The sequence below is a fragment of the Pseudomonas sp. PGPR40 genome, assembly GCF_022014505.1.
Classification (GTDB): Bacteria; Pseudomonadota; Gammaproteobacteria; order Pseudomonadales; family Pseudomonadaceae; genus Aquipseudomonas.
This window is the reverse complement of the sequence record NZ_JAKLSP010000006.1, coordinates 171,715-193,289: the sequence shown is the minus strand read 5'-3', so window position 1 is coordinate 193,289 and position 21,575 is coordinate 171,715. Positions and strand designations below refer to the sequence as shown.

20 protein-coding genes are annotated in these 21,575 nt (G+C 60.0%); 6 read left to right on the top strand and 14 right to left on the bottom strand.

Going from position 1 to position 21,575, the window contains the following annotated elements:
• Positions 1 to 13 precede the first annotated feature (13 nt).
• Positions 14 to 865 (top strand): 3-hydroxybutyryl-CoA dehydrogenase, encoded by an 852-nt coding sequence (locus MEB48_RS08000; RefSeq protein ID WP_237883465.1) that lies wholly within the window; start codon positions 14 to 16, stop codon positions 863 to 865.
• Positions 852 to 1,451, top strand: a complete 600-nt coding sequence (locus MEB48_RS07995) for a TetR/AcrR family transcriptional regulator (protein ID WP_237883463.1) — start codon at positions 852 to 854, stop codon at positions 1,449 to 1,451. Before MEB48_RS08000 ends, MEB48_RS07995 begins: the two co-directional genes overlap by 14 nt.
• 20 nt (positions 1,452 to 1,471) lie before the next feature.
• On the opposite strand, the gene MEB48_RS07990 is transcribed toward MEB48_RS07995, so the two are convergent.
• The 3 genes from MEB48_RS07990 to gabT form a co-directional block, all read right to left on the bottom strand.
• Entirely contained in the window at positions 1,472 to 1,960 is a 489-nt protein-coding gene (locus MEB48_RS07990; RefSeq protein ID WP_030128877.1) for an Lrp/AsnC family transcriptional regulator, read from the bottom strand.
• Between the two features lie 46 nt (positions 1,961 to 2,006).
• Positions 2,007 to 2,663 (bottom strand): HAD family hydrolase, encoded by a 657-nt coding sequence (locus MEB48_RS07985; protein WP_237883461.1) that lies wholly within the window; start codon positions 2,661 to 2,663, stop codon positions 2,007 to 2,009.
• A 92-nt stretch (positions 2,664 to 2,755) separates the two neighbouring features.
• Positions 2,756 to 4,048 (bottom strand): 4-aminobutyrate--2-oxoglutarate transaminase, encoded by a 1,293-nt coding sequence (gabT, locus tag MEB48_RS07980; RefSeq protein ID WP_237883459.1) that lies wholly within the window; start codon positions 4,046 to 4,048, stop codon positions 2,756 to 2,758.
• A gap of 288 nt (positions 4,049 to 4,336) precedes the next feature.
• Here gabT and MEB48_RS07975 point away from each other — a divergent pair, with 288 nt between their 5' ends.
• The 4 genes from MEB48_RS07975 (at position 4,337) to tatA (ending at position 7,413) form a co-directional block, all read left to right on the top strand.
• On the top strand, positions 4,337 to 5,263 hold the full coding sequence (locus tag MEB48_RS07975; protein WP_237883457.1) for a 2-hydroxyacid dehydrogenase: 927 nt from the start codon (positions 4,337 to 4,339) through the stop codon (positions 5,261 to 5,263).
• A gap of 214 nt (positions 5,264 to 5,477) precedes the next feature.
• Positions 5,478 to 6,335, top strand: coding sequence for a GNAT family N-acetyltransferase (locus MEB48_RS07970; protein ID WP_237883455.1), 858 nt, complete (start codon positions 5,478 to 5,480; stop codon positions 6,333 to 6,335).
• Between the two features lie 57 nt (positions 6,336 to 6,392).
• Complete coding sequence (locus tag MEB48_RS07965; RefSeq protein WP_237883453.1) at positions 6,393 to 7,100, top strand: cupin domain-containing protein; 708 nt, start codon at positions 6,393 to 6,395, stop codon at positions 7,098 to 7,100.
• 88 nt (positions 7,101 to 7,188) lie between these two features.
• Positions 7,189 to 7,413, top strand: coding sequence for a twin-arginine translocase TatA/TatE family subunit (gene tatA / locus MEB48_RS07960; RefSeq protein ID WP_237883451.1), 225 nt, complete (start codon positions 7,189 to 7,191; stop codon positions 7,411 to 7,413).
• Positions 7,414 to 7,540: 127 nt separating this feature from the next.
• On the opposite strand, the gene MEB48_RS07955 is transcribed toward tatA, so the two are convergent.
• From MEB48_RS07955 to MEB48_RS07905, 11 genes are all read right to left on the bottom strand, one after another.
• Positions 7,541 to 8,314, bottom strand: a complete 774-nt coding sequence (locus tag MEB48_RS07955; RefSeq protein ID WP_237883448.1) for a nuclease-related domain-containing protein — start codon at positions 8,312 to 8,314, stop codon at positions 7,541 to 7,543.
• A gap of 239 nt (positions 8,315 to 8,553) precedes the next feature.
• The gene (locus MEB48_RS07950; protein ID WP_237883446.1) at positions 8,554 to 9,633 is read right to left on the bottom strand and encodes a tartrate dehydrogenase; all 1,080 of its coding nucleotides are present in this window, start codon (positions 9,631 to 9,633) and stop codon (positions 8,554 to 8,556) included.
• Between the two features lie 40 nt (positions 9,634 to 9,673).
• Positions 9,674 to 11,131 (bottom strand): NAD-dependent succinate-semialdehyde dehydrogenase, encoded by a 1,458-nt coding sequence (locus MEB48_RS07945; RefSeq protein ID WP_237883444.1) that lies wholly within the window; start codon positions 11,129 to 11,131, stop codon positions 9,674 to 9,676.
• A gap of 1,094 nt (positions 11,132 to 12,225) precedes the next feature.
• The gene (gene argE, locus MEB48_RS07940; protein WP_237883443.1) at positions 12,226 to 13,383 is read right to left on the bottom strand and encodes an acetylornithine deacetylase; all 1,158 of its coding nucleotides are present in this window, start codon (positions 13,381 to 13,383) and stop codon (positions 12,226 to 12,228) included.
• Entirely contained in the window at positions 13,380 to 14,534 is a 1,155-nt protein-coding gene (locus MEB48_RS07935; RefSeq protein WP_237883441.1) for an NAD(P)/FAD-dependent oxidoreductase, read from the bottom strand. The genes argE and MEB48_RS07935 overlap by 4 nt, the downstream gene beginning before the upstream one ends.
• A complete protein-coding gene (locus MEB48_RS07930) occupies positions 14,531 to 15,922 on the bottom strand; it encodes an FAD/NAD(P)-dependent oxidoreductase (protein WP_237883439.1) in 1,392 nt (463 codons plus the stop codon). Before MEB48_RS07930 ends, MEB48_RS07935 begins: the two co-directional genes overlap by 4 nt.
• Positions 15,904 to 16,212 carry a (2Fe-2S)-binding protein gene (locus MEB48_RS07925; RefSeq protein WP_237883437.1) on the bottom strand — a complete coding sequence of 103 codons (309 nt, stop codon included), beginning with the start codon at positions 16,210 to 16,212 and terminating at the stop codon, positions 15,904 to 15,906. The genes MEB48_RS07930 and MEB48_RS07925 overlap by 19 nt, the downstream gene beginning before the upstream one ends.
• Complete coding sequence (locus MEB48_RS07920) at positions 16,209 to 18,053, bottom strand: ABC transporter ATP-binding protein (protein WP_237883435.1); 1,845 nt, start codon at positions 18,051 to 18,053, stop codon at positions 16,209 to 16,211. The genes MEB48_RS07925 and MEB48_RS07920 overlap by 4 nt, the downstream gene beginning before the upstream one ends.
• 1 nt (position 18,054) lies before the next feature.
• Positions 18,055 to 18,927, bottom strand: a complete 873-nt coding sequence (locus MEB48_RS07915; protein ID WP_237883433.1) for an ABC transporter permease — start codon at positions 18,925 to 18,927, stop codon at positions 18,055 to 18,057.
• Positions 18,924 to 19,880 carry an ABC transporter permease gene (locus MEB48_RS07910; protein ID WP_237883431.1) on the bottom strand — a complete coding sequence of 319 codons (957 nt, stop codon included), beginning with the start codon at positions 19,878 to 19,880 and terminating at the stop codon, positions 18,924 to 18,926. Before MEB48_RS07910 ends, MEB48_RS07915 begins: the two co-directional genes overlap by 4 nt.
• A 46-nt stretch (positions 19,881 to 19,926) precedes the next feature.
• Positions 19,927 to 21,570 carry an ABC transporter substrate-binding protein gene (locus tag MEB48_RS07905; protein WP_237883429.1) on the bottom strand — a complete coding sequence of 548 codons (1,644 nt, stop codon included), beginning with the start codon at positions 21,568 to 21,570 and terminating at the stop codon, positions 19,927 to 19,929.
• Positions 21,571 to 21,575: the final 5 nt, after the last annotated feature.

The window sequence follows — 21,575 nt, the reverse complement described above, 5'->3', positions numbered from 1 at the left end:
CAAGGACATGAACATGAATCTGCAGAACATTGGCGTTATCGGCGCCGGCACCATGGGCAATGGCATCGCGCAAGTCTGCGCCCTGGCCGGCTTCAACGTGACCTTGATCGACATCTCCGAGAGTGCCTTGCAAAAGGCAATCGCGACCGTCGATAAAAACCTCGATCGGCAGGTCGTCAAAAACACGCTGACGCACGAGCAAAAGCTCGCGGCCCTCGACAAGATTCGCACCAGTACCGACTACAAAAGCCTGCAAAACGTGCAAATGGTGATCGAAGCCGCCACCGAAAACCTCGATCTGAAACTGCGCGTGCTGCAACAAATCGCCGCGCAGGTCAGCGCCGACTGTGTGATCGCCTCCAACACGTCATCGCTGTCCATTACCCAATTGGCGGCCAGCGTCAGTCAGCCTGAGCGCTTCATCGGTCTGCATTTCTTCAACCCGGTGCCGGTCATGGGCCTGATCGAAGTGATTCGTGGCCTGCAAACCAGCGATGCCACCCACGCCTTGGCGCTGGACATGGCGACCACACTCGGCAAAACCGCCATCACTGCCGGCAACCGTCCGGGTTTTGTGGTCAACCGGATTCTGGTGCCGATGATCAATGAAGCGATCCTGGTGTTTCAGGAAGGCCTGGCCAGCGCCGAAGACATCGACGCCGGCATGCGCCTGGGCTGCAACCAGCCGATCGGCCCGCTGGCATTGGCGGACCTGATCGGCCTGGACACCGTGCTGGCAATCCTTGAAGCCTTCTACGACGGCTTCAACGACAGCAAATACCGCCCCGCTCCACTGCTCAAGGAAATGGTCGCCGCCGGCTACCTGGGACGCAAAACGGGGCGCGGCTTCCATGCCTACGCCTGAGCGTTGCTCGCGCTTCGCCGAGTACCGGGACAAGGTGCTGGAGCTCTTTGCCAGCAAGGGTTTCGGTCAGGTCGGCATGCGTGAGCTCGCGACCTGCCTGGGGCTCGCCCCGGGCTCGCTGTATCACCATTACCCCAGCAAGCAGCACATGCTGCTTGACCTGATCGAGGAGTTCTACGAAGAGCTGCTGGCCACCCTGGGGCGCATCGAACAAACGGCCCCGGCAAAACGCGACAGACTCAACCAATTGATCCGCGCGCACCTGAATCTGCATCGGGAGATGCCCTGGCATTTTCGTCTGGTGGAGCGCGACAGCGGCTGCCTGAATGAAGAGCAGCAGGAACGGGTCCGGCAACTGCGCGAGCAGTACGAACGCAAGTTGCTGCTGATGCTTGGCGTCCGCCCCCGACTCAGTGAACAGGGTCTGTTGGCTACCGGTCATGCCATTGCCGCCTTGCTCAACAGCGCGCCCAGTTGGCTGATGCACTATTCGATGGATGAACAAGAGCGCGATAAGCTGATGGAAAACATGGTGAGTGGCGCCATTGAACGGTTGCTGGCGCCAAAAGCGATAAGCAGAAATTAACGCGTGTGATCAAAGCGGCATCAGTGACGCAATAGTCTACGCAGCGGAACCCCATCTTTCAGGACCGGCGATTTGATGACGATGTAACTGAAGTACTTGGAAATACCGATGTTCTTGTCCAGCAGACCTTCCATCACTTCCTGATAATGCTGGATGCTGCAGGTCATGAAACGCACCAGGTAATCGTAACCGCCGCTGATCAAGTGACACTCGAGCACCTCCTCGACCAAACGGATATTGGACTCGAACTTGGCGAAGTCCTCCCGCTTGTGGTCGCTGAGCGTGATCTCGGTAAATACCGTCACCGAGTCGGTGATCTTGGCAAGATTGAGATGGGCTCTGTAACCGGAAATATAGCCGGCCGACTCAAGTCGCTTGACCCGTTGCAAGCAAGGGCTGGACGACAGACCCACCGCATCGGCCAGACTGACGTTAGTCATTCGGCCGTCTTTTTGCAGCTCAACCAGGATACTGATATCAATGCGGTCCAGTTTGATCAAACCTTCCATCGCGTACCTCTTGATGCCGTTCGGATGTACAGAGGTTATAACAAAATCACCGGTGTAAGGATTGCTGATGCTGAGCGACCAGGTCGGCCATGCTATTAATGCAAAAATCCGCAGGACATTGTTGGGTATCGTTGCCATGGCCACGACAAATCAGGCACAAACCAGCCGATTTTGGCGGCTCGACAGGAGGTCTGGAGACCTGCAGGATATCTTTGGCTTGCAGGTTATTGTCCTGCAACCAGACGCTGTCCTCCAGTGGCTTGCTGACTCGGGAAAGCAAGTCTTCGGGCGTAATCCCCAAACGCTCACAAAGCTGTTCGCGATCCTCGGCGTCACGATCGCAGCACACCAGCAGTCGATAGAATTTGCGCAGATACAACATGGCACCGGGCGCATCCTCGAACAGCGACCAGTTGCCCACCGATCGGGCGAAACTCATCCCGTCCTCCCAACGGGTCTTCAGCCCGAAATGCTCTGCCAACTGGCGATGGGCAAAGCACAATAAGCCACTGAAACCCAACTCGGAAAAACGTGGATAGAGCATGCGCACTGCCTCGTCAAACTCAGCCAATACCTCTTCCCTGCCCAGCACGCCCGGATGGTTTTCGAGCACCGGTTGCAGGGCCGTCCAGATACCGGAATCCCGATCGACCAGGACTTCATCGCAATCGATCAGCAGTGCACGATAATCAGTCAGGTACATGGTGTGTTGCCTCCCATGATGCATTTCATCAATCCATGCGTTTCAAATGCCCGGTTGGCGCAATGCTACGTTGCGCCAACTGAAGCCTGAGATTAATTCAACACGCGTAACAATGCCGCCTCAAGAATCGCCAGCGCTTCGTCGATTTGATCCTCTTCGGTGACCAGAGGCGCAAGGAAGCGCAGCACATTACGGTACACGCCGCATTTGATCACCAACAGCCCACCCATCCGGACCTGATCGATCAGTTGCTGGGTGAGTTCGGCATCGGGGCTGCGGGCCTCGTCGTCTTTGATCAGTTCGATCGCCAGCATGAAGCCAGTACCGCGTACGTCACCAATCCGCGGGTGACGTGCCTGCAAGCGCAGCAGGCCCTGACGCAAGCGTTCGCCCAATACTTCACCGCGCGCGAGCAATTGCTCCTGTTCGTAGGCGTCGATCACCGCCAGCGCCGCCGCGCAAGCCAGGGCGTTACCGCCGTAAGTACCGCCGAGACCGCCGGGTAATGGCGCGTCCATGATGTGTGCACGACCCACCACGCCCGAGATCGGCAAACCACCGGCCAGGCTCTTGGCCACGGTGACCAGATCCGGCTGAATGCCTGCGTGCTGGAAACCGAACCATTTGCCGGTGCGGCCGAAGCCGGTCTGAATTTCATCGAGAATGAGTACGATGCCATGTTGTTCGGTCAGAGCCCGCAGCGCCTGGAGAAACTCCGGCGGCGCGGAGAGGAAGCCTCCATCGCCCTGCACCGGCTCAATGATGATCGCCGCTACCCGGTCCGCAGGCACCTGGGTCGCCAGTAATTCATTCAGGGCTTGCAGGGCCATTTCGCTGGTGAAACCGCGATAGCCGTTAGGGTACGGGGTATGGAAAACCTCGGGTGCGAAGGGTCCGAAGTTCTGTTTGTAGGGTTGGCTCATGCCGGTCAGGGTCGTACCGAGCAACGTGCGCCCATGGAAACCGCCACGAAAGGAGATGACCGCCGGGCGATTGGTATGCGCGCGGGCGATTTTCACCGCGTTCTCCACGGCCTCTGCGCCGGAGGTAAACAGTGCTGCCTTATAGGCTTCGCGACCACCGACCAATTCGCACAGACGCTGTACCAGGTCGAGATAGGGTTTGTAGGCCACTACCTGGAAGCACGCATGGCTGACCTTTTGCAATTGGGCTTGCACCGCCGCGACCACCTTCGGGTGATTGTGGCCGATGTTCAACACACCGATGCCGCCGACGAAGTCCAGGTAGCGCGTCCCATCGACATCCCACACCTCGGAACCTTGGGCTCGATCGATAACCAGCGGGTGCGCGGTGACCAAACCCCGTGGCACGAATTGATCGCGTTGACGGAGCAAACTCGGGGTTTCTTCGACTTTACTGTTCATTGGCATCTCTCACAGTGGGTCTGGCAACCGGAAAGCGGCTGCGATGTGGTTCACAGGTTAAGCTTTCGACGCAATTGTCTAAGCCGAACTTGGCCTCTGAGAAATCGGGATCGACTGTTTTCACCCCGGCAAACAGCAGAATCCTTCAGCGGTTGCCAGCGCCCATGGAATCTGCTGACAGGTGCTCCATACAACGCAGCGAAATGCGTTCAAGCAGAATCTTTCGACATATCCTGCTCTGCCACTCGGGCATGCTTGATGTTCACTATTTCATGCGAGAAGTTACCCATGGCCCTGCTCTATAAAGCTGATCCGGTGCGCGGCGAACAATGGAAGCGCCTGTTCGCCGAGCACGCTCCAGATATCGAATGGCGTGCCTGGCCGGACATCGGCGATCCGAAGGAAATTCGCTACCTGGCGGCCTGGCAGGCGCCGGACGATCTCGATACCTTGTTGCCCAACCTGCAAGTACTGTTCGCCTTGTCGGCCGGGGTCGATCAGCTTGACCTTGATCGCTTGCCAGCGACCTTGCCGGTGGTACGTCTACTCGACCCAGGCATCACCCGGGGCATGTGCGAATACGCCAGTTTTGCGGTGCTGAGCCTGCACCGGGATATGCTCCGTTATCGCCAGCAACAAATGGCTCGGTGCTGGCAGGCTCACCTGCTGCAACCGGCCGCCAAACGTCGGGTGGGCGTGATGGGCCTCGGCACGCAGGCGCAACAGATTCTGGCCACCTTGCAGACTTTTGGTTTCGCTCTGTCGGGATGGGCACGCAGCGAGCATCGCATCGCCGGGGTGGACTGTTTTGCCGGTGCCGAGCAACTTCCGGCCTTCCTCGGCCAGTGCGACATCGTGCTTTGTGTCCTGCCCTTGACCGAGCAGACCAGAGGAATTCTCAACCGTGAATTGTTCCAGCGCCTGCCCAAAGGTGCAGCCTTGGTCAACATGGGCCGCGGTGGGCACCTGATAGAAGAGGATCTGCTTGAGGCTCTGGCCAGCGGCCAGCTCAGCGCGGCGGTGCTCGACGTTCTGGAACAGGAGCCGGCCGCGCCGGATCATCCCTTCTGGCACCATCCGCAGATATTACTGACTCCGCATATCGCTGCGATGACTCAGCCAGAAAGCGCGTTTGGCGTGTTGCTGGAGAATATTCGTCGGCATCAACGCGGTGAATCAATGCTTGGCCAGGTTGACCGCGAGCGAAGTTATTAACTCTTTCGCTTTGACCCGCATCGTGAAAAACCGACGCGGTATTTGCTGCCGATCCCGATGCGTGTTTGAGCAGTAACTGTGGCCCGCAGAGCGGTCGCTGACGGAATCTGCCGAATCAATCCGTGCCTATTGTCAGGCCTCTCCGCAGGTGAGATACAAAGCCTTTCCGCGGAGAAATCCGACCGATTACGCTTCCTGTCAATGGAGACCTGCCATGTCCATTTCGCAACGCCCGGCCTATATCTATCGCCCCATGACCCCGGCCGATGTGGCGTCGGCCCATGCCTTGTCCGTGCAGTTGAAGTGGCCCCACCGCCTGGAAGACTGGGCCATGTTGCAGCGCATTGCGCAGGGTTTTGTCGTAGAAGACGCAGGACGCCTGATCGGTACCGCGTTCACCTGTGCACAGGGAAATTACGCCACTATCGGCCTGGTGATCGTCAGTGATGAGTACCAGGGCCAGGGTATAGGTCGCAAGCTGATGGAGCTGGCACTTGAGGCTTGCGGATCGCGTACCGCCGTGCTCAATGCGACGCTGGCCGGCGCCCCGCTTTATGCCAGCCAGGGGTTCATTGAGTTTGGCCATATTCAACAACATCAGGGGCACGCGCGGGTTCCTGCACCCAATGACCTGGCAGCCGGTGAGCGCTGCCGCCCGCTGACCGAAACCGATCGGAGCGACCAGATTGAACTGGCCAACGCCGGCAGCGGCCTGGACAGACACGCCGTGCTCAATGATCTGTTCGACAGTGTCGAACACTCGGTCGGTATCGAGCGCGATGGTCAGCTGCGCACTTTCGCCCTGCTGCGTCAATTCGGCCGAGGCCGCTATATCGGCCCGGTCATCGCCGAAAATCCACAACAGGCCAAGCATTTGATCGCGGTGTTGCTGGCCCAAGTGCCGGACGCCTTCGTGCGCATGGACATACCGTCCGACAGCGGTCTGGCCCCTTGGCTGGAAGAGGCCGGGCTGAAGCGCGTCGACAGCGTCGCACAAATGGCTCGTGGCACCCCACCGCAGGCTATCGGCGCAGTGCACCAGTTTGCTTTGGTGACTCAGGCCATCGGCTGACAAACCGCACCGTTACATCCAACGCCATACGATGCATTTTCCTGGAGAAACACCTTCATGCTCGAGCCCACTGCAGTGCTGTTGGCACACGCCGACGGCAGTCCCGTCCCAACAAAATTCACTCCCGGTTCGTTGGGGATCAACGACCCTTTCGACAGGCACATTGCTTATAACGGGCCGCAGGACATTGCTGCTGGCGTGGTCCAGGCGAGCGGACAATTCAGCATCGATGACTATCCCTACAGCGAAATGATCGTGGTTCACGCAGGACGTGTCAGCCTGCAGAGCCAGGATTGCACGCTCCAACTCAATCCCGGTGACAGCGCGGTGATCGCCCGCGGCACGTCGCTGCAGATCGAGGCGCAACCCGATTCTCTTTGGGCATTCTGCGCGGATACCCAGCCCGTTGAAGAGCGCCATCCCGGGCTCACAGCGCTCCCCCCGCTAACCCTGCTCTCGCCCTCGGCGGCACCGGGTCCGGAAATTCTGATCAGCCCGGCACCGCAATGTCGCTCGAACAATCTGCTTGTCGAAGAACCGACCAACCTGCGCATCGGCGTCTGGGACTCGACACCCTATACCCGCGGGGCGAGACCGCACCTGCTGCATGAACTGATGCATCTGATTGAAGGCAGCGTCACTCTCCAGCTGGCGGACGGGATCGATCTGAAGGTCAACACCGGCGATACGGTATTTGTGCCCCGAGGTGCCCCATGTGCCTGGCATAGCAGCATTTATGTACGTAAATTCTACGTCGTCAAATAACACGATTCGCGGTTAGCGCCGGCAGAGGAATGTTCCTCCACCGGCCCCGCTGCCGAACGGATTACTCACTTGCTACGGAGTACAGACAATGGGATTAGGTGGCTTCAGTACCGGAAAACTCCTGATCATCCTGCTGATCGTGGTCATGCTGTTCGGAACCAGGCGTCTGAAAGGTTTGGGGGCGGATATCGGCGATACGATCAGAGGGTTCCGCAAATCCATGGGCGACGATAAGCCAATCACTGAGGAACCCAAGGACCCGCCCGTTGAAGCTCATGCGCGCACGCTCCAAGACTCGGTAAAAAAATATTGAACCCTGTCAAATATCGGCTTCGGCGAACGGCTACTGATGGCTGGAGCGCTCTGATGGCAGAAGACGTCCGCACCCCGGTACATCATTGTTCTCATCCGTGGCTTTACACGGCGAAGTGCTTGAGGAACTAGTCCAAGTCCTGTTTCGCTCGACATTTGGGGTAAGCGCTGCAGCCCCAAAATCGCTCTCCTGCTCTGGCACCTGTCTTACGGATGCGAATTTCAAAAGCGCTTCCACAACGCGGGCAAAAGTGTTTTGCCAAAGGATCATTTCGCTGTTTCAGATGTTGTAGATGCTCGTAGTGGGTAGCGAGCGAACCGTCCCTCTTCCCGTTCTGCAGCGCCTTCACCATTACACTCACCTGCGCTTCGTTGAACACAGGCAGATGAAAGGACTTGATATAGCGGATGCAACTGACACCTTGGGTGACATTGTCCGGCATGACGGTCTTGAAGCTGCTGCCGCCGACGAAGGCGATTACAGAATGGATGTGTTCGGGCGGAACACAGAGCAGCGCTTCCAGCGCCTTCAAGTGCTTGTAATTCTGCCGCAGCGGATTCTGGAACCTGAAGCGATGCCGAAAAATCTGCTGTGTCCACTGGGCCTGGCGCTCACCTCCAAAGATCCAGCCGCCCATGTTTTTGGTCTCCAGGACGAAAATGCCAAAAGGCGACAGGAACACATGATCGATTTGGGTGGTGCCATCGGGCGTATCCAGGGTGACGTTATGCAACCGGCGATAGATCTGGCTATCCAACCCATAGTGGGCGAATGTTCGCACCAGCAGCTCTCCGAACCAGCCCTTGAACCAGGGCGTCTTGACGAGGATGACCAAGACAAACAATGGCAGTAGCCACTTCAGCATGTCGAACAGCGGCTGGAGCATCACAAGACTATTCATCGCTTCCTTTGCGTGGCGAGGTGTGTCAGTGCGCTGGACGAGGCTACGCCTTCATCCTTGTTCCTTTCTAGCGTAGGCGAAGTAACCAACCTCTGCTTTCGGCCAAAGCGGACGCTCCCGAATGCTTACTTAATCAGGGGCGAAATGTCCGAGGCCCGCAATAAAGCAAAAAAAAAGCCCGCAGTGTGAACGGGCTAAAAGGGTGACACATAAGAATGAATAGGCGCTGATGCCTCAGATCAAAGCGCTGCGGCGATTGCCCTACCGACATCCTGGGTCGATCCCTGCCCGCCCAGATCAGGGGTGATCGGTCCCTCGGAGATGACCTGCTCGATGGCCTTGAGAATACCGTCATGGGCCGCGCGATAACGTTCATCACCATTGCCGAGGAAGTCGAGCATCAAGGCACCGGACCAGATCATCGCAATCGGGTTGGCGATGTTCTGCCCATAGATATCCGGCGCTGAGCCATGCACCGGTTCGAACAGCGACGGAAATCGCCGCTCTGGATCAAGGTTCGCCGAGGGTGCGATACCGATGGTACCGGCGCAGGCCGGTCCCAGGTCGGACAGAATGTCGCCGAACAGATTCGACGCCACTACCACATCGAAGCGGTCCGGTTGCAGCACAAATCGCGCGCACAGGATGTCGATGTGTTGCTTGTCCCAGGTGACGTCCGGGTACTTCGCAGCCATCAATGCGGTGCGCTCGTCCCAGTACGGCATGCTGATGGAAATGCCGTTGGATTTGGTCGCCGCCGTCAGGCGTTTGCGCGGCCGGGTCTGGGCCAGGTCAAAGGCGAACTTGAGAATCCGGTCCACGCCACGCCGGGTGAACACCGACTCTTGCAGCACGAACTCATGCTCGGTGCCTTCGAACATCTTGCCGCCAACCGACGAATACTCGCCTTCGGTGTTTTCGCGGATCACCACGAAATCGATGTCCCCGGCTTCACGTCCGGCCAGTGGACACGGAACACCGGGAAACAGCCGCACCGGACGGATGTTCACGTATTGGTCGAAGTCACGGCGAAACTTGAGCAACGAACCCCACAGGGAAATATGGTCCGGCACCTTGTCCGGCCAGCCCACGGCGCCAAAGTAAATCGCATCGAAGCCCTTGAGTTGTTCGAACCAGTCAGCGGGCATCATCTGCCCGTGTTCCAGGTAGTAATCGCAGTGAGCCCAGTCGAGCACTTCGATGCTCAAATCCAGTTGCCATTTTTTCGCGGCCTGCTCCAGTACCCGCAGCCCTTCCGGCAAGACTTCCTTGCCGATGCCATCGCCGGCAATGGCGGCGATTCTGAATGGTTTGCTCATCAATCGTGGCTCCTCAATGTCTGTTCAAACGGTGACCGGATCACAGCCCGCCGATGTGGAAGGCTTTGACTTCAAGGTATTCATCCAGGCCATATTTGCTGCCTTCACGGCCCAGACCCGATTGCTTGATACCGCCGAATGGCGCGACTTCCATGGAAATGAGCCCGGTGTTGAGACCGACCATGCCGAACTCCAGTGCCTCGCCGAACCGCCATGAACGGCGCAAGTCCTGGGTGAAGAAATAGGCGCCCAAGCCATAAGGCGTGGCATTGGCCAGGGCCAGCGCCTCTTCCTCAGTGGTAAAGCGCATCAGCGGTGCGACCGGTCCGAAGGTTTCTTCGTTGGCCAGCAACATCCCGGCATGGGCCTCACCGAGCACTGTTGGCTGGACGAACTGGCTGTCGCCCTCGGGGATTCCGCCACAGAGCAGACGGGCGCCCTGACTCAAAGCCTCGTCGATATGTCGAGCGACCTTGCTCACCGCCGCCGCATTGATCAGTGGGCCGATGGTCACGTCGGCGTCCAGGCCATTGCCGACCTTGAGCTTGCCCACCTCATCTACCAGGCGCTGGGCGAAGCGCTCGTAGATCCCGTCCTGCACCAGAATCCGGTTGGCGCAGACGCAGGTCTGGCCAGCGTTGCGGAACTTGCTGAGCATGATGCCCGCCACTGCCTGCTCCAGATCAGCGTCGTCGAACACGATGAACGGCGCGTTACCGCCCAGTTCCAGGCTCAAGCGCTTGATGTGTTCAGCGCTCTGGCGCATCAGCAGTCGACCTACGGCGGTGGAACCGGTGAAGGAGATCTTGCGCACTGTCGGGTTGCCGGTCAGTTCTTCGCCGATGCCGGCGGGCGTGCCGATCACGACGTTGAACACCCCGGCCGGAATGCCGACGCGTTCGGCGAGTACTGCCAGCGCCAGGGCCGATAGCGGGGTCAGGTCCGAGGGTTTGACAATGATTGTGCACCCGGCGGCCAGGGCCGGTGCGCACTTGCGGGTGATCATCGCATTGGGGAAGTTCCATGGGGTGATTGCGGCGCAGACACCCACCGGTTGCTTGAGGGTCAGCAAGCGGCGATCACCGCTGGGGGCCGGGATGGTTTCGCCGTAGACCCGTCGGGCTTCTTCGGCGAACCATTTGACGAAGCCGGCCCCGTAGCGAATTTCGCCCTTGGCTTCATTCAACGGTTTGCCCTGTTCGCAGGTCATGATCAGCGCCAGATCGTCGAGGTTGTCGATCATGGCCTGATACCAGCGCTCCAGCAGCGCCGCCCGTTCTGCCGCCGGGCGTGCGCGCCATGCCGGCCACGCGCGGTCAGCGGCTTCGATGGCGCGTCGGGTTTCGCTGCCTTGCATTGCGGGTACGCGGGCGAGCGACTGGCCGCTGGCCGGGTCGATAACGTCCAGGGTGTCGGCGTTGTCGGCGCTGATCCACTGACCGTCGATGTAAGCGAGTTCTACCAGCAGGCTGGGGTCTTTCAGGCGATGCTTGAGCATGATGTCGAGTCCTGTTCCGAGACAGCCTTCAGTCTATTGAGTCGTCCCGGACGAGGATGCTGAAAGCGCCGCCCTGGCAGTCGTCGAATGCTGAAAATCGGCATTCGACGGCAGGCTCTACTGTGGGTGGAGGGATGGATATTGTCGTGGGATTCACTGTCGGGGCCAGGTGGTCGGGAGTACATATCCGTTTCTGCGGTAACGGCTGGTGGTTATTGCCCCTTGTAGGAGCGAGGCTTGCCCGCGAAGGCGGCCTGATAGCCGACCGGGGATTTTTGATTGTGTACATATCCGTTTCTGCGGTAACGGCTGCTGGCGGTTATTGCCCCTTGTAGGAGCGAGGCTTGCCCGCGAAGGCGGCCTGATAGCCGACCGGGATGTTTGATGGTGTACATATCCATTTCTGCGCTCACGGCCGCTGGCGGTTTCGCTTTTACAGCGAGTCACTTGGAAAAGCCCCAAGTAACCAAGGGCTCTTGCCCCGCCATTCGGTGCCTCGCTTAGGCTCGGCATGCCCTCTCTCCGGCATTGCTCCGGGGGCCCGTCGCCATCGGCCATCCCTGGCCGGGGGCGACTACCGCGGCATCCCTGCCGCGGTGCCCCCTGCGCAATACCTGCGTTCGGCCTCTGGGAAAGGGGCGCCAGATCAAGATCAAAAGCCAAAGCAACGGCAACGGCAACGGCAACGGCAACGGCAACGGCAACGGCAAGATCAACAGCTTCGCGGGCAAGCCTCGCTCCTACAATGCAGCGGCGTGCGCCCGATCACTCAACAGGCCGAGCGTTAGCTCGCCTGCAGCTCTTGATGCACCGCCCCCATCGAGAGGCCGAGTGGAGGTTCTGCGCAGTGGGCAACCCGGCATGGATGCCGGGTTAGCCGCGCACGGCCAAGGATGGCCGATCGCGGCGGGCCCACGGAGCAGGACCGGAGCGAGGGCATGCCGAGCCTTAGCGAGGCACCGAACGAAAGGGGCAAAGAGCCCTTGGTTACTTGGGGCTTTTCCAAGTGACTCGCCGTAAGGGCGAAACCGCCAGCCGCCATGACCGCAGCAACGGATATGTACACCGACCAAAATCGGGAACCAAACGGAACCCTAAAACCGCATCGAGCCCAACAACCCTTGCAGGAAGTGCTCGCCGGCCTCCATCTGACCGATCTCGATGAACTCGTCAGGCTTGTGCGCCTGCTCTATCGAACCCGGGCCACAGACCACCACCGGCACATCCAGCCGCTGCTTGAACAACCCACCCTCGGTGCCGAAAGAGACCTTGGCGGTGCCGGTATCCGGCGCGGCGAAGTTTTTCAGAAAGCGCACCGCCTCGACACTCGGGTGGGTATCGAGGCCGGGATAGACGTTCAGGGTTTCAATTTCGATATCCGCCACACTGGACAGCTTTTTCGCTTCGCGCACGATCACTTCGGCACGCTCGCGCATCTGCTCCAGAAACTGATCCAGGTCGTCCGCCGGCAAGTTACGCACTTCGAAATCCAGGGTGCACAGGTTCGGCACGATATTCAGCGCCTTGCCGCCGACAATCTGCCCGACATGCACGGTGCTGTAAGGCACGTCATAGTCGGCATCCTGGGCACCCTGCTCTTGCAGTTGCTGCTGGCTCTGACGCAGTGCCGCGATGAAATCGCAGGCCACGTGAATCGCATTGACCGAACGCGGCGCCAGCGAGGAATGCGCTTCCAGGCCGCGACAGTAAGTGCGATAAGAACCCTTGCCCTTGTGCCCGAGCACGAACCGCATGTTGGTCGGCTCACCGATCACGCACAAAAACGGCCGCACCGGCGCCAGGTGCAGCACGTCGAGCAAACGCCGCACACCGACGCAGCCGATCTCTTCATCATGGGACAGCGCCAGTTGCAATGGCCGGTTCAATGAATGGTCGGCAGCATCGAGCATGGCGTCGATGGCCAGCGCGATAAAGCCCTTCATATCACAACTGCCTCGGCCATAAATCCGCCCGTCCTGCACCGTCGCCTGAAACGCCGGGAAGGTCCAGGCCTGCCCCGCTGCCGGCACGACATCGGTGTGCCCAGACAGCAAAATTCCCGGCACTTCCCGTGGACCGGTGCTGGCAAACAGATTGGCTTTTTTGCCGCTTTCATCCTTGACGATCAAGGACTCGATGCCCTTGCTCAGCAGCAGATCGCGCACGTACTCGATCAAGGCCATGTTCGACTCCGAAGAGACGGTGTCGAAAGCCAACAACCGTTTGAGAATGTCCAGTACGCGGGGTTTCATGAGACCTTGCTCCGTTGCTCGACTGAAGAAGCGAACCGGTTGATGGAGAACGGCGAAATCGAAGTGCTGGTGCTGCCGGTGCTGATCAGTTCCGCCATCACATCGCCGACCCCCGGCCCAAGCTGGAAGCCATGACCGCTGAAACCGAACGCATAGAACAAACCATCAACGGTGCCGCTCGGCCCCATTATGGGCAGGGAATCAGGCAGGTAACCTTCGATACCACTCCAGACCCGAATGATGTTCAGGTTGCCGACACCCGGCAGCAAACGACGCATTTGCTCAAACTGATTGAGAATGCTGCGCGGCTCGACCTGAGCCCGACGAGTGAGCATGTCGGGCTTGCTGCGGTAGCCGCCACCAATGACGATGTTGCCGCGGGGGATCTGGCGGAAATAAATCATTTCCTCGGGAATCCTGGTGTAAACGCCGATCACCGTCGGCAAGGCGTAAGGCACCGGTTCGGTCACTGCCATTTGCGGACCGTGGGTGTCCAGCGGCACCGGCTCACCGAACTGCGCCGAGAGTTTCTGGCCCCAGGCGCCGGCCGTAATCAGCAGGCGCTCGGCACTGAACTGGCGGCCGTCGGTGGTGCTGATGCTGAACTCGCCGCCGACCTTCTGCACCTCGGCCACTTCAGTCCGTTCTTCGATCCGCGCACCGAGACGTCGTGCCGCCCGGGCAAACGCCGGGGCCGCCAGACGCGGGTTGGCGTGACCATCGTGTGGAGCGTAGGAGCCGCCCTTCACATCCGGGCCGAGGAACGGAAATCGCGTGTGCAGCTCGGCGCCACGAAAGATTTTCAGGTCCAACTGCTCGGCTTCGGGCGCGTCGGCATAGGCTTGCAGCTCGGCGATCTCATCTTCCCGGTAACACACCCGCATATGCCCGCTGGCGATGAATTCGAGGTCGTCGTCGATCAGCTCCGGCAGACGCTTCCACAGCGCCCAGGACCGATTGGCCAACTCAAGCTGTCCGAGGTAACGTCCCTGACGCCGAACATTGCCGAAATTCACGCCGCTGGCGTACTGACCGATCTGGTCGCGCTCCAGCAAAATTACCGACTGCCCGCGCTGACGCAGGAAAAACGCCGCCGCCGAGCCCATCAGTCCGCCGCCGACAATCACGACATCAGCTTTCTGTACTGTCATGGCGACACCTCCTCGGTGAGCATCGAAAGGGGTTTGACCGGCGCCTGACCGCGCTGCCGACCGACCTGTTGCACTGCAACACCCGCCGCAGCGGCGATCACTTCAGCGCCGGCCTGGGAGCAATAACGCCCCTGACAGCGGCCCATGCCAACCCGGCTGAAAGCCTTGGCCCGGTTAACTTCACAGGCACCCTTCTCACTGACAGTACGGCGCAACTCGCCGGCCGTGATCATTTCGCAACGGCAGACGATCGCTTCGTCCGGCAGCGCTTTGGCCTGGGCAGAAGGCCACGGAAACGCCTGGGCCAGGCCGAGACGAAACTGATCCATGACCGCCAGCGCGTGCCGTTGTGCGTCGCGCAATCCGGCGTTCACCGGTTGCTGCAGATCCTCCAGCAGCGCCATGGCCACCAGTCGCCCGGCGTGTTCGGCGGCATCGGCGCCGCGAATCTTCGAACCGTCGCCAGCGGCATACACGCCGCTGACCGAGGTCCGGCCGTCTTCATCCGTGGCCAGCCACCATTGGCTCGATGCTTCATCGAAGCGCATACGGCAACCGGCCAGGTCAGCCAATTGAGTTTCCGGACGCAAGTGATAACCCAGGGCCACGGCATCGCAGTCCACCGTCAAGGTCTCACCGCGAGCCGTGCGCACGCGGACGCCACTGACACCATTGGCCGCATCGCCCAGCACTTGAAGCGGCGAAATGCCCAGATGCACCGGGATCTTCGCGCGATACAACTGCGCCAACAGTTTCATCCCGGTGAGCAGCAATCCGGGGCGCGCCATCAGCTTCGGCAATGCACCGATCCGCTTGCTCAACGGCGAGGTGTCGAGCACCGCCGCGACGTTGGCCCCGGCTTTCACATACTGACTGGCGACCAGATACAGCAACGGCCCGCTGCCCATGAACACCACGCGGTGACCGATGGAAACCGCTTGGGACTTGAGCGCAATCTGCGCCCCGCCGAGGCTATAGGTGCCCGCCAACTGCCAGCCTTCGATCGGCATCAAGCGGTCGGTGGCGCCGGTGCACAGGATCAGCGCGTCGTAATCCACCGTCGAGTGCTTGCCCTGGCTGACGCAGCACAGTTGGCCCGGCGTCAGGTTCCACACCAGTGTGTCCGGACGATAATCGATCTGCCCGCGCAAGCGGTCGAAGCTCTGGTGCAGGTCATTGGCCTTGGCGGCTTCGGTGCCATACAGCGTGGCGTAATTGCGGGTAAACCCTTCGGGTTGGCGACGGTAGATCTGCCCGCCATCCCGGCGATTCTCGTCGATCAGGATGGGCTTGAATCCAGCAGCGACCAGGGTTTCGGCACAGCGTGTGCCGGCCGGTCCGGCGCCGACGATAACGACTCGATGAGTGCTCAGCCGCGCAGTGGCCATATCGCCTCCGGTTGTGTAGTGACAATATCCAATCCTTCACGGACCTCATTGGAACAGGCACGTAGACGCTCGCCGCTGCGGGTCCAGACCCAACAGTCCTGGCAAGCGCCCATCAGGCAGAAACCGGCGCGGCGGCCCGAATCGAACTCCGATTGGCGCAACGCCGAACCCTGAGTCAGCAACGCGACCATCAGCGTATCGCCCTGCAACGCCTCGATGGGCATGCCGTCTACCTTCAGTTTGACGATGCACCGGCCCTCTTCGGCCAGCCTGACGAAACGCCCGTTCATGCATAAGCTCCCACGGTCATGCTGTTGGAATCCTGCTGGGTTTTCAGCAGCTCGGCACTGTCGTGATGGCAAAGGACTTCACTGCCGCCAACAATCAAGTGACGTTCCGGCGGAACGCAATTGCACAGGCCGTCAACCCGCACCGGGCAACGATTGAGGAACGTGCACAGCCCAGGCACATTGGCTTTTGCACCCATGGGCGGCAGCGTGCCGCAGGTCGTTGTTCCGCAGCTTTCCAGCCAGCCCTGGCGCAACTCCGGCACCGAATGGATCAACAGGTCGGTGTAGGGATGGAACGGCGCTTGGGCATACGACTGGCGACTGCCAGCCTGGATCTTGTGGCCGCTGTACATCACCACGATGTCGTCGCACAGCGCTCGCACGGTAGAGATGTCATGGCTGATGAACAGATAGGACACGCCCAGTTGCTGACGCAGGTCGCGCAACAGTTCGAGGATCGCTGCACCCACCACGGTATCCAGTGCCGACGTTACCTCGTCGCACAGAATCAGATCCGGCTTGGCGGCCAGGGCCCGGGCCAGATTGACCCGTTGTTTTTGCCCGCCAGACAGTTCGTTCGGACGACGCTCAGCCATCGCGCGTGGCAAACGAACGAGATCCAGCAACTCGTCGATACGCTGACGCAGTGCTGAGCCCTTGAGACCAAAATACATCTTCAGCGGACGACTCAGAATCGTGCTGACGCTGTGCATCGGATTGAGTGCGGTGTCGGCGTTCTGGAAGACCATTTGAATGCGTCGGAACTGCTCGTCGGTGCGCGACGACAGGCTGCCACCCAAGGGCTGGCCATCGAAGGTCAGTCCGCCAAGGGCCGGCTCCAATAATCCGGCCACGACCCGCGCCAGGGTCGACTTGCCAGAACCCGACTCACCGATCACCCCGATGGCCTGCCCTCTGCGAACCGTCAGGTCGATCTCTTCCAGCACACGAATGGCCGGCATGCCTTGCGCGTTCTTATTGCCGTAACCGGCGGTCAGGCCCTGAATGGTCAGCAATGGCGTCTCTTCGGCGATGCCGCAAGGTGGACGAATCGTCGTGTCCGGCCGCGCCGCTGCCAACAAACTGCGGGTGTATTCGTGGGCCGGACCTTTGAGCAAGGGTGCCGTGGCGCTCTGCTCGAAGATCTCGCCGCCATTGAGCACCACGATCTGGTCAGCCATTTGCGCGACCACGGCCAGGTCATGGGAAACGTAGACTGCCGTCGCGCCGCGTTCGCGCACCACTCGCTTGAAGGCACGCAGCACATCGATCTGGGTCGTCACATCGAGTGCCGTCGTCGGTTCGTCGAGCACCACCAGCAGCGGATCGCTGATCAGCGCCATGGCCGCCATCACCCGTTGCAGTTGCCCGCCGGAGACTTGATGGGGATAGCGTTGGCCGATGCGATCAGGGTCTGGCAAGGCCAGGTCGCGGAACAACTCGATGGCCTTGGCCTCAAGCACAGCCCGGCTGCCCAGACCATGAATCAACGCGCCCTCCACCACTTGGTCGATGAGTTTTTTCGCCGGGTTAAACGCCGCCGCAGCGCTTTGCGCGATGTACGACACACGATTGCCGCGCAGGCCTTGCAGCTCGCTTTCGCTCAACGCCAGCATGTCGTGTTCGCCGATTTGCACCACGCCACCCGCCAGCCGACACCCACGGCGGGCATAACCGAGCAACGCCAGGGCGATGGTGGTCTTGCCGGAGCCAGACTCACCGATCAACGCCAGCACTTCACCTTTTTCCAGGGCGAAGCTCACGCCCTTGACGATTTCCACCTCACCGAGCTCGCCACAGGCGACCACTCGCAGGTCCTGGACTCGAATTAATTCGCTCATTTCAATGGCCTCCCGAACGTCGACTACGTCGCGACGACAGCCGGTCGATAAACAGATTCACACCGATGGTCAGGGTGCCGATGGCCAGGGCCGGAATCACGATGGCCGGCGCGCCCTGATTAAGGCCGCCGATATTCTCGCGCACCAGCGAGCCGAGGTCGGCATCCGGCGGCTGCACACCCAGGCCCAGGAAGCTCATGCCACTGAGCAGGAGCACGATGAAACCGAAGCGCAAGCCCAGGTCCGTCAGCACCGGGTTGAGCATGTTCGGCAGGATTTCCACGCAGGCAATGTACAGTCGACGCTCGCCGCGAGTACGGGCCACTTGCACGTATTCCAGCGCTTCGATATTCACCGCCATGCTGCGGGCGATGCGGAATGCGCCCGGAGTGAAGCTCAATACCGCCGTGCAAATCAGCAAGGTGACCGAGGAGCCGAAGGCCGAGACCATGATCAGTGCCAGCATCTTGCTGGGGATCGAAATGAAAGCGTCCATCAGTCGACTGATCAGTTCATCCAGCCACTTCGGTGACACCACCGACAACAATGCACAACCGGTCCCCAGACTGCTGGCCAACACCGCGGCCACCAATGCCAGGCCGACGGTGAAGCGTGCGCCGACGAGGATCCGGCTGAGCATGTCGCGGCCCAGGTAATCGGTGCCGAACGGGTAAGCAGCGCTCAGGTTGTCGAAGACATTATCCGAGACCACTTGCCCCACCGGATGCGGTGCCAGCCATGGGCCGAAGATGGCTACCAGCAACCAGATCACACACATCGCAGCGCCGATCAGGCCGAGCCAGGACGATCCGTGGGAAACCTTGCCCAACGCCAATTTGGTAGTAGCCGGCGATTTCACAATGAGATTGTTCATTGGTTTCTCAGCCTCGGATTGGAAAGAATCGCGCACAGGTCGGCAATCAGCACCAACGTCAAATACGCTGTACAAAACAACATGGTGCAGGCTTGAACCAAGGCCATGTCGCGATTGGTCACGGCATCGACCATCAGGCTGGCGATACCGGGATAGTTGAAGATCGTTTCAACAATCACCACGCCGCCCAACAGGTAGGACAGGCTCAGGGCGATGGCATTGGCGATCGGGCCGATGGCATTGGGCAAGGCATGGCGCAGGACGATCCGAATCTTGCTGACACCTTTGAGCCGGGCCATTTCCACATAAGGGCTGTCGAGCTGATCGATCACCGCCGCCCTCGTCATGCGCGCCATTTGCGCGACAATAACGCAGCACAACGTCATCACCGGCAACGCGTAAGTACGCATGAATTGCCAGGGTGAAGTGATGTCACTGGCGTAGGACAGCGCCGACAACCAGCCCAGGTTCACCGCGAAAATCAGTACCGCCAGGGTCGCGACCAGAAACTCCGGCACCGCCACCATGGTCAAGGTGAAAAAGCTGAGGAAGCTGTCGATGCGCCCGCCCCGGCCCATGGCTGAACCGATGCCCAGAATCAACGCCACCGGCACTGACACCAACGCCGTGGCGGCCGCCAGCATCAGGGTGTTGGGTAAACGCCCGGCCATCAAGTCACTGACCGGCATGGCGTTGGACACTGACAACCCCATGTCACCGCTAAGCAGGCTCATCAACCAGTGCAGGTAACGCAACACACCGGGCTGATCCAGCCCCATTTTCAGGCGCAAGGCCGCCACTTGTTCCGGCGTGGCGAACTGCCCCAGAGACTGTTGCGCCGCGTCCCCCGGCAGCACCGCCGTGATGGCGAAAACCACCATGGACACAATCAACAAGGTCACGATCGCCGAGCCCACGCGCCGACCGATCAACCACAGTGTGTTGCTATTCATCACCCAATCCTCATGCAATGTAGCTGCAGCAAAAACCCGCCTTTCATCAAGCGTCCAGCCAGATCTGCTCGGCAAACATGTAACCCATGAAACCGCCCAGAGGGTTGGTGCCGTAGCCTTTGACCCGCTGATCGGCACCATCGATGTTGCTGATGAACACCGGCACACCGATACCGCTGTGCTCATGCACCAGGGCTTGCATGTCGGCGTACATCTTGCCGCGCTTGGCCTCGTCGGTTTCACCGCGGGCTTGTACCAGCAGCTGGTCGAACTGTTCGTTTTTCCAGCCGGACTCATTCCAGGGTGCTGTCGACTGGAAGAACTGCGAGAACAGCATGTCGGCATTCGGCCGCGGGTTGATGTTGCCGAAACTCAGCGGGTGCTTCGCCCAATGGTTGGACCAGTAGCCATCGCTCGGCAGGCGGTTGACGTCGAGCTTGAGCCCGGCCTGTTTGGCTGACTGCTGCAGCAGCACAGCAATGTCCACCGAACCGGTCGCGGCCGGCGAACACATCAGCGGCATGGTGATGCTTTCCATTCCGGCCTTTTTGAGCAGAAACCTGGCTTTTTCCGGGTCATAGGCACGTTGTGGCAGGTCGGCGTTGAAGAAGCGCGCACCGGGTGCGATCGGGTGATCGTTGCCGACCCGGGCGTAGCCCCGGAATATCGCCGACTTGATCTGCTCCCGATCCAGCAGCAATTTCATGGCCTCGGTGAATTCCGGGCTTTTGCCCGGCAGTTGGTCCTGACGGATGATCAGGTCGGTGTAGTTACCCGACGGCGAGTCCACGACCTGATGCTTGGTGCTGGCCTTGATGCGGACCGTTGAGCGCGGGTTCACCTCGTTGACGATGTGTACGTCGCCTGACAACAGAGCGTTGATCCGTGACGGCTCATCGGCAATGGCGATAAATTCGATCTCGTCCAGATACGGCAAGCCGGGTTTCCAGTAATTGGTATTGCGCACACCAATCGAACGCACCCCGGGCTTGAACTCCTTGGCCTTGAACGGGCCGGTTCCGATGCCCTGGCTGAAATCGCTCGTCCCCTCGGGAACGATCAACATGTGAGAGATGGCAAGAACCGATGGTAGTTCAGCATTCGGGCCGCTCAACTGTATCTGCACTTCATGGGTGCCGTTGGCCTTGACTTCGGCGAACTGCGACGCCAGCGGCAGGACCTTGGAACCGGTGATGGGATCCTTGTGCCGCAACAGAGAAAACACCACGTCGGCCGCGGTCAGAGGCTTGCCATTGTGGAAGACCACTTCCTTGCGCAGGGTGATCACCCAGAGCGTGGCGTCAGTGGTGTCGATACGCTCGGCCAACTCCAGTTGCGGCACCATATGGCTGTCGAAACGGGTCAGGCCGTTGTAGAACATGTAATGGCGCACGTAGTCGGTGGACGATGATCCTTTGGCCGGGTCCAGGGTGTCGGCGGTGGAACTGGACGAGCCTGCGACGCGGATACGACCTCCGGGTTTGCCTTTGCCAGGGCTTGCGGCTTCCTCGGCAAACAGCTTGCCGGCGGCGCCGAACAAACTGCCAGCTCCCACTGCGGCCACCCCTGCCAACCCCAGCATTTGCAATGCATTGCGGCGTGACATGCCGCGATTGAGCCCTTCAAAAACACGCAGACTTTCTTCACCTGTAATCAACTGGGAGTCGATATTCTTTTTATCGTCAGTCATGTCAG

Coding starts and splice junctions, on each gene's coding strand:
- MEB48_RS08000 (WP_237883465.1), top strand. CDS start 14: ATGAATCTGCAGAACATTGGCGTTATCGGCGCCGGCACCATGGGCAAT.
- MEB48_RS07995 (WP_237883463.1), top strand. CDS start 852: ATGCCTACGCCTGAGCGTTGCTCGCGCTTCGCCGAGTACCGGGACAAG.
- MEB48_RS07990 (WP_030128877.1), bottom strand. CDS start 1,960: ATGGAAGGTTTGATCAAACTGGACCGCATTGATATCAGTATCCTGGTT.
- MEB48_RS07985 (WP_237883461.1), bottom strand. CDS start 2,663: ATGTACCTGACTGATTATCGTGCACTGCTGATCGATTGCGATGAAGTC.
- gabT (WP_237883459.1), bottom strand. CDS start 4,048: ATGAACAGTAAAGTCGAAGAAACCCCGAGTTTGCTCCGTCAACGCGAT.
- MEB48_RS07975 (WP_237883457.1), top strand. CDS start 4,337: ATGGCCCTGCTCTATAAAGCTGATCCGGTGCGCGGCGAACAATGGAAG.
- MEB48_RS07970 (WP_237883455.1), top strand. CDS start 5,478: ATGTCCATTTCGCAACGCCCGGCCTATATCTATCGCCCCATGACCCCG.
- MEB48_RS07965 (WP_237883453.1), top strand. CDS start 6,393: ATGCTCGAGCCCACTGCAGTGCTGTTGGCACACGCCGACGGCAGTCCC.
- tatA (WP_237883451.1), top strand. CDS start 7,189: ATGGGATTAGGTGGCTTCAGTACCGGAAAACTCCTGATCATCCTGCTG.
- MEB48_RS07955 (WP_237883448.1), bottom strand. CDS start 8,314: ATGAATAGTCTTGTGATGCTCCAGCCGCTGTTCGACATGCTGAAGTGG.
- MEB48_RS07950 (WP_237883446.1), bottom strand. CDS start 9,633: ATGAGCAAACCATTCAGAATCGCCGCCATTGCCGGCGATGGCATCGGC.
- MEB48_RS07945 (WP_237883444.1), bottom strand. CDS start 11,131: ATGCTCAAGCATCGCCTGAAAGACCCCAGCCTGCTGGTAGAACTCGCT.
- argE (WP_237883443.1), bottom strand. CDS start 13,383: ATGAAACCCCGCGTACTGGACATTCTCAAACGGTTGTTGGCTTTCGAC.
- MEB48_RS07935 (WP_237883441.1), bottom strand. CDS start 14,534: ATGACAGTACAGAAAGCTGATGTCGTGATTGTCGGCGGCGGACTGATG.
- MEB48_RS07930 (WP_237883439.1), bottom strand. CDS start 15,922: ATGGCCACTGCGCGGCTGAGCACTCATCGAGTCGTTATCGTCGGCGCC.
- MEB48_RS07925 (WP_237883437.1), bottom strand. CDS start 16,212: ATGAACGGGCGTTTCGTCAGGCTGGCCGAAGAGGGCCGGTGCATCGTC.
- MEB48_RS07920 (WP_237883435.1), bottom strand. CDS start 18,053: ATGAGCGAATTAATTCGAGTCCAGGACCTGCGAGTGGTCGCCTGTGGC.
- MEB48_RS07915 (WP_237883433.1), bottom strand. CDS start 18,927: ATGAACAATCTCATTGTGAAATCGCCGGCTACTACCAAATTGGCGTTG.
- MEB48_RS07910 (WP_237883431.1), bottom strand. CDS start 19,880: ATGAATAGCAACACACTGTGGTTGATCGGTCGGCGCGTGGGCTCGGCG.
- MEB48_RS07905 (WP_237883429.1), bottom strand. CDS start 21,570: ATGACTGACGATAAAAAGAATATCGACTCCCAGTTGATTACAGGTGAA.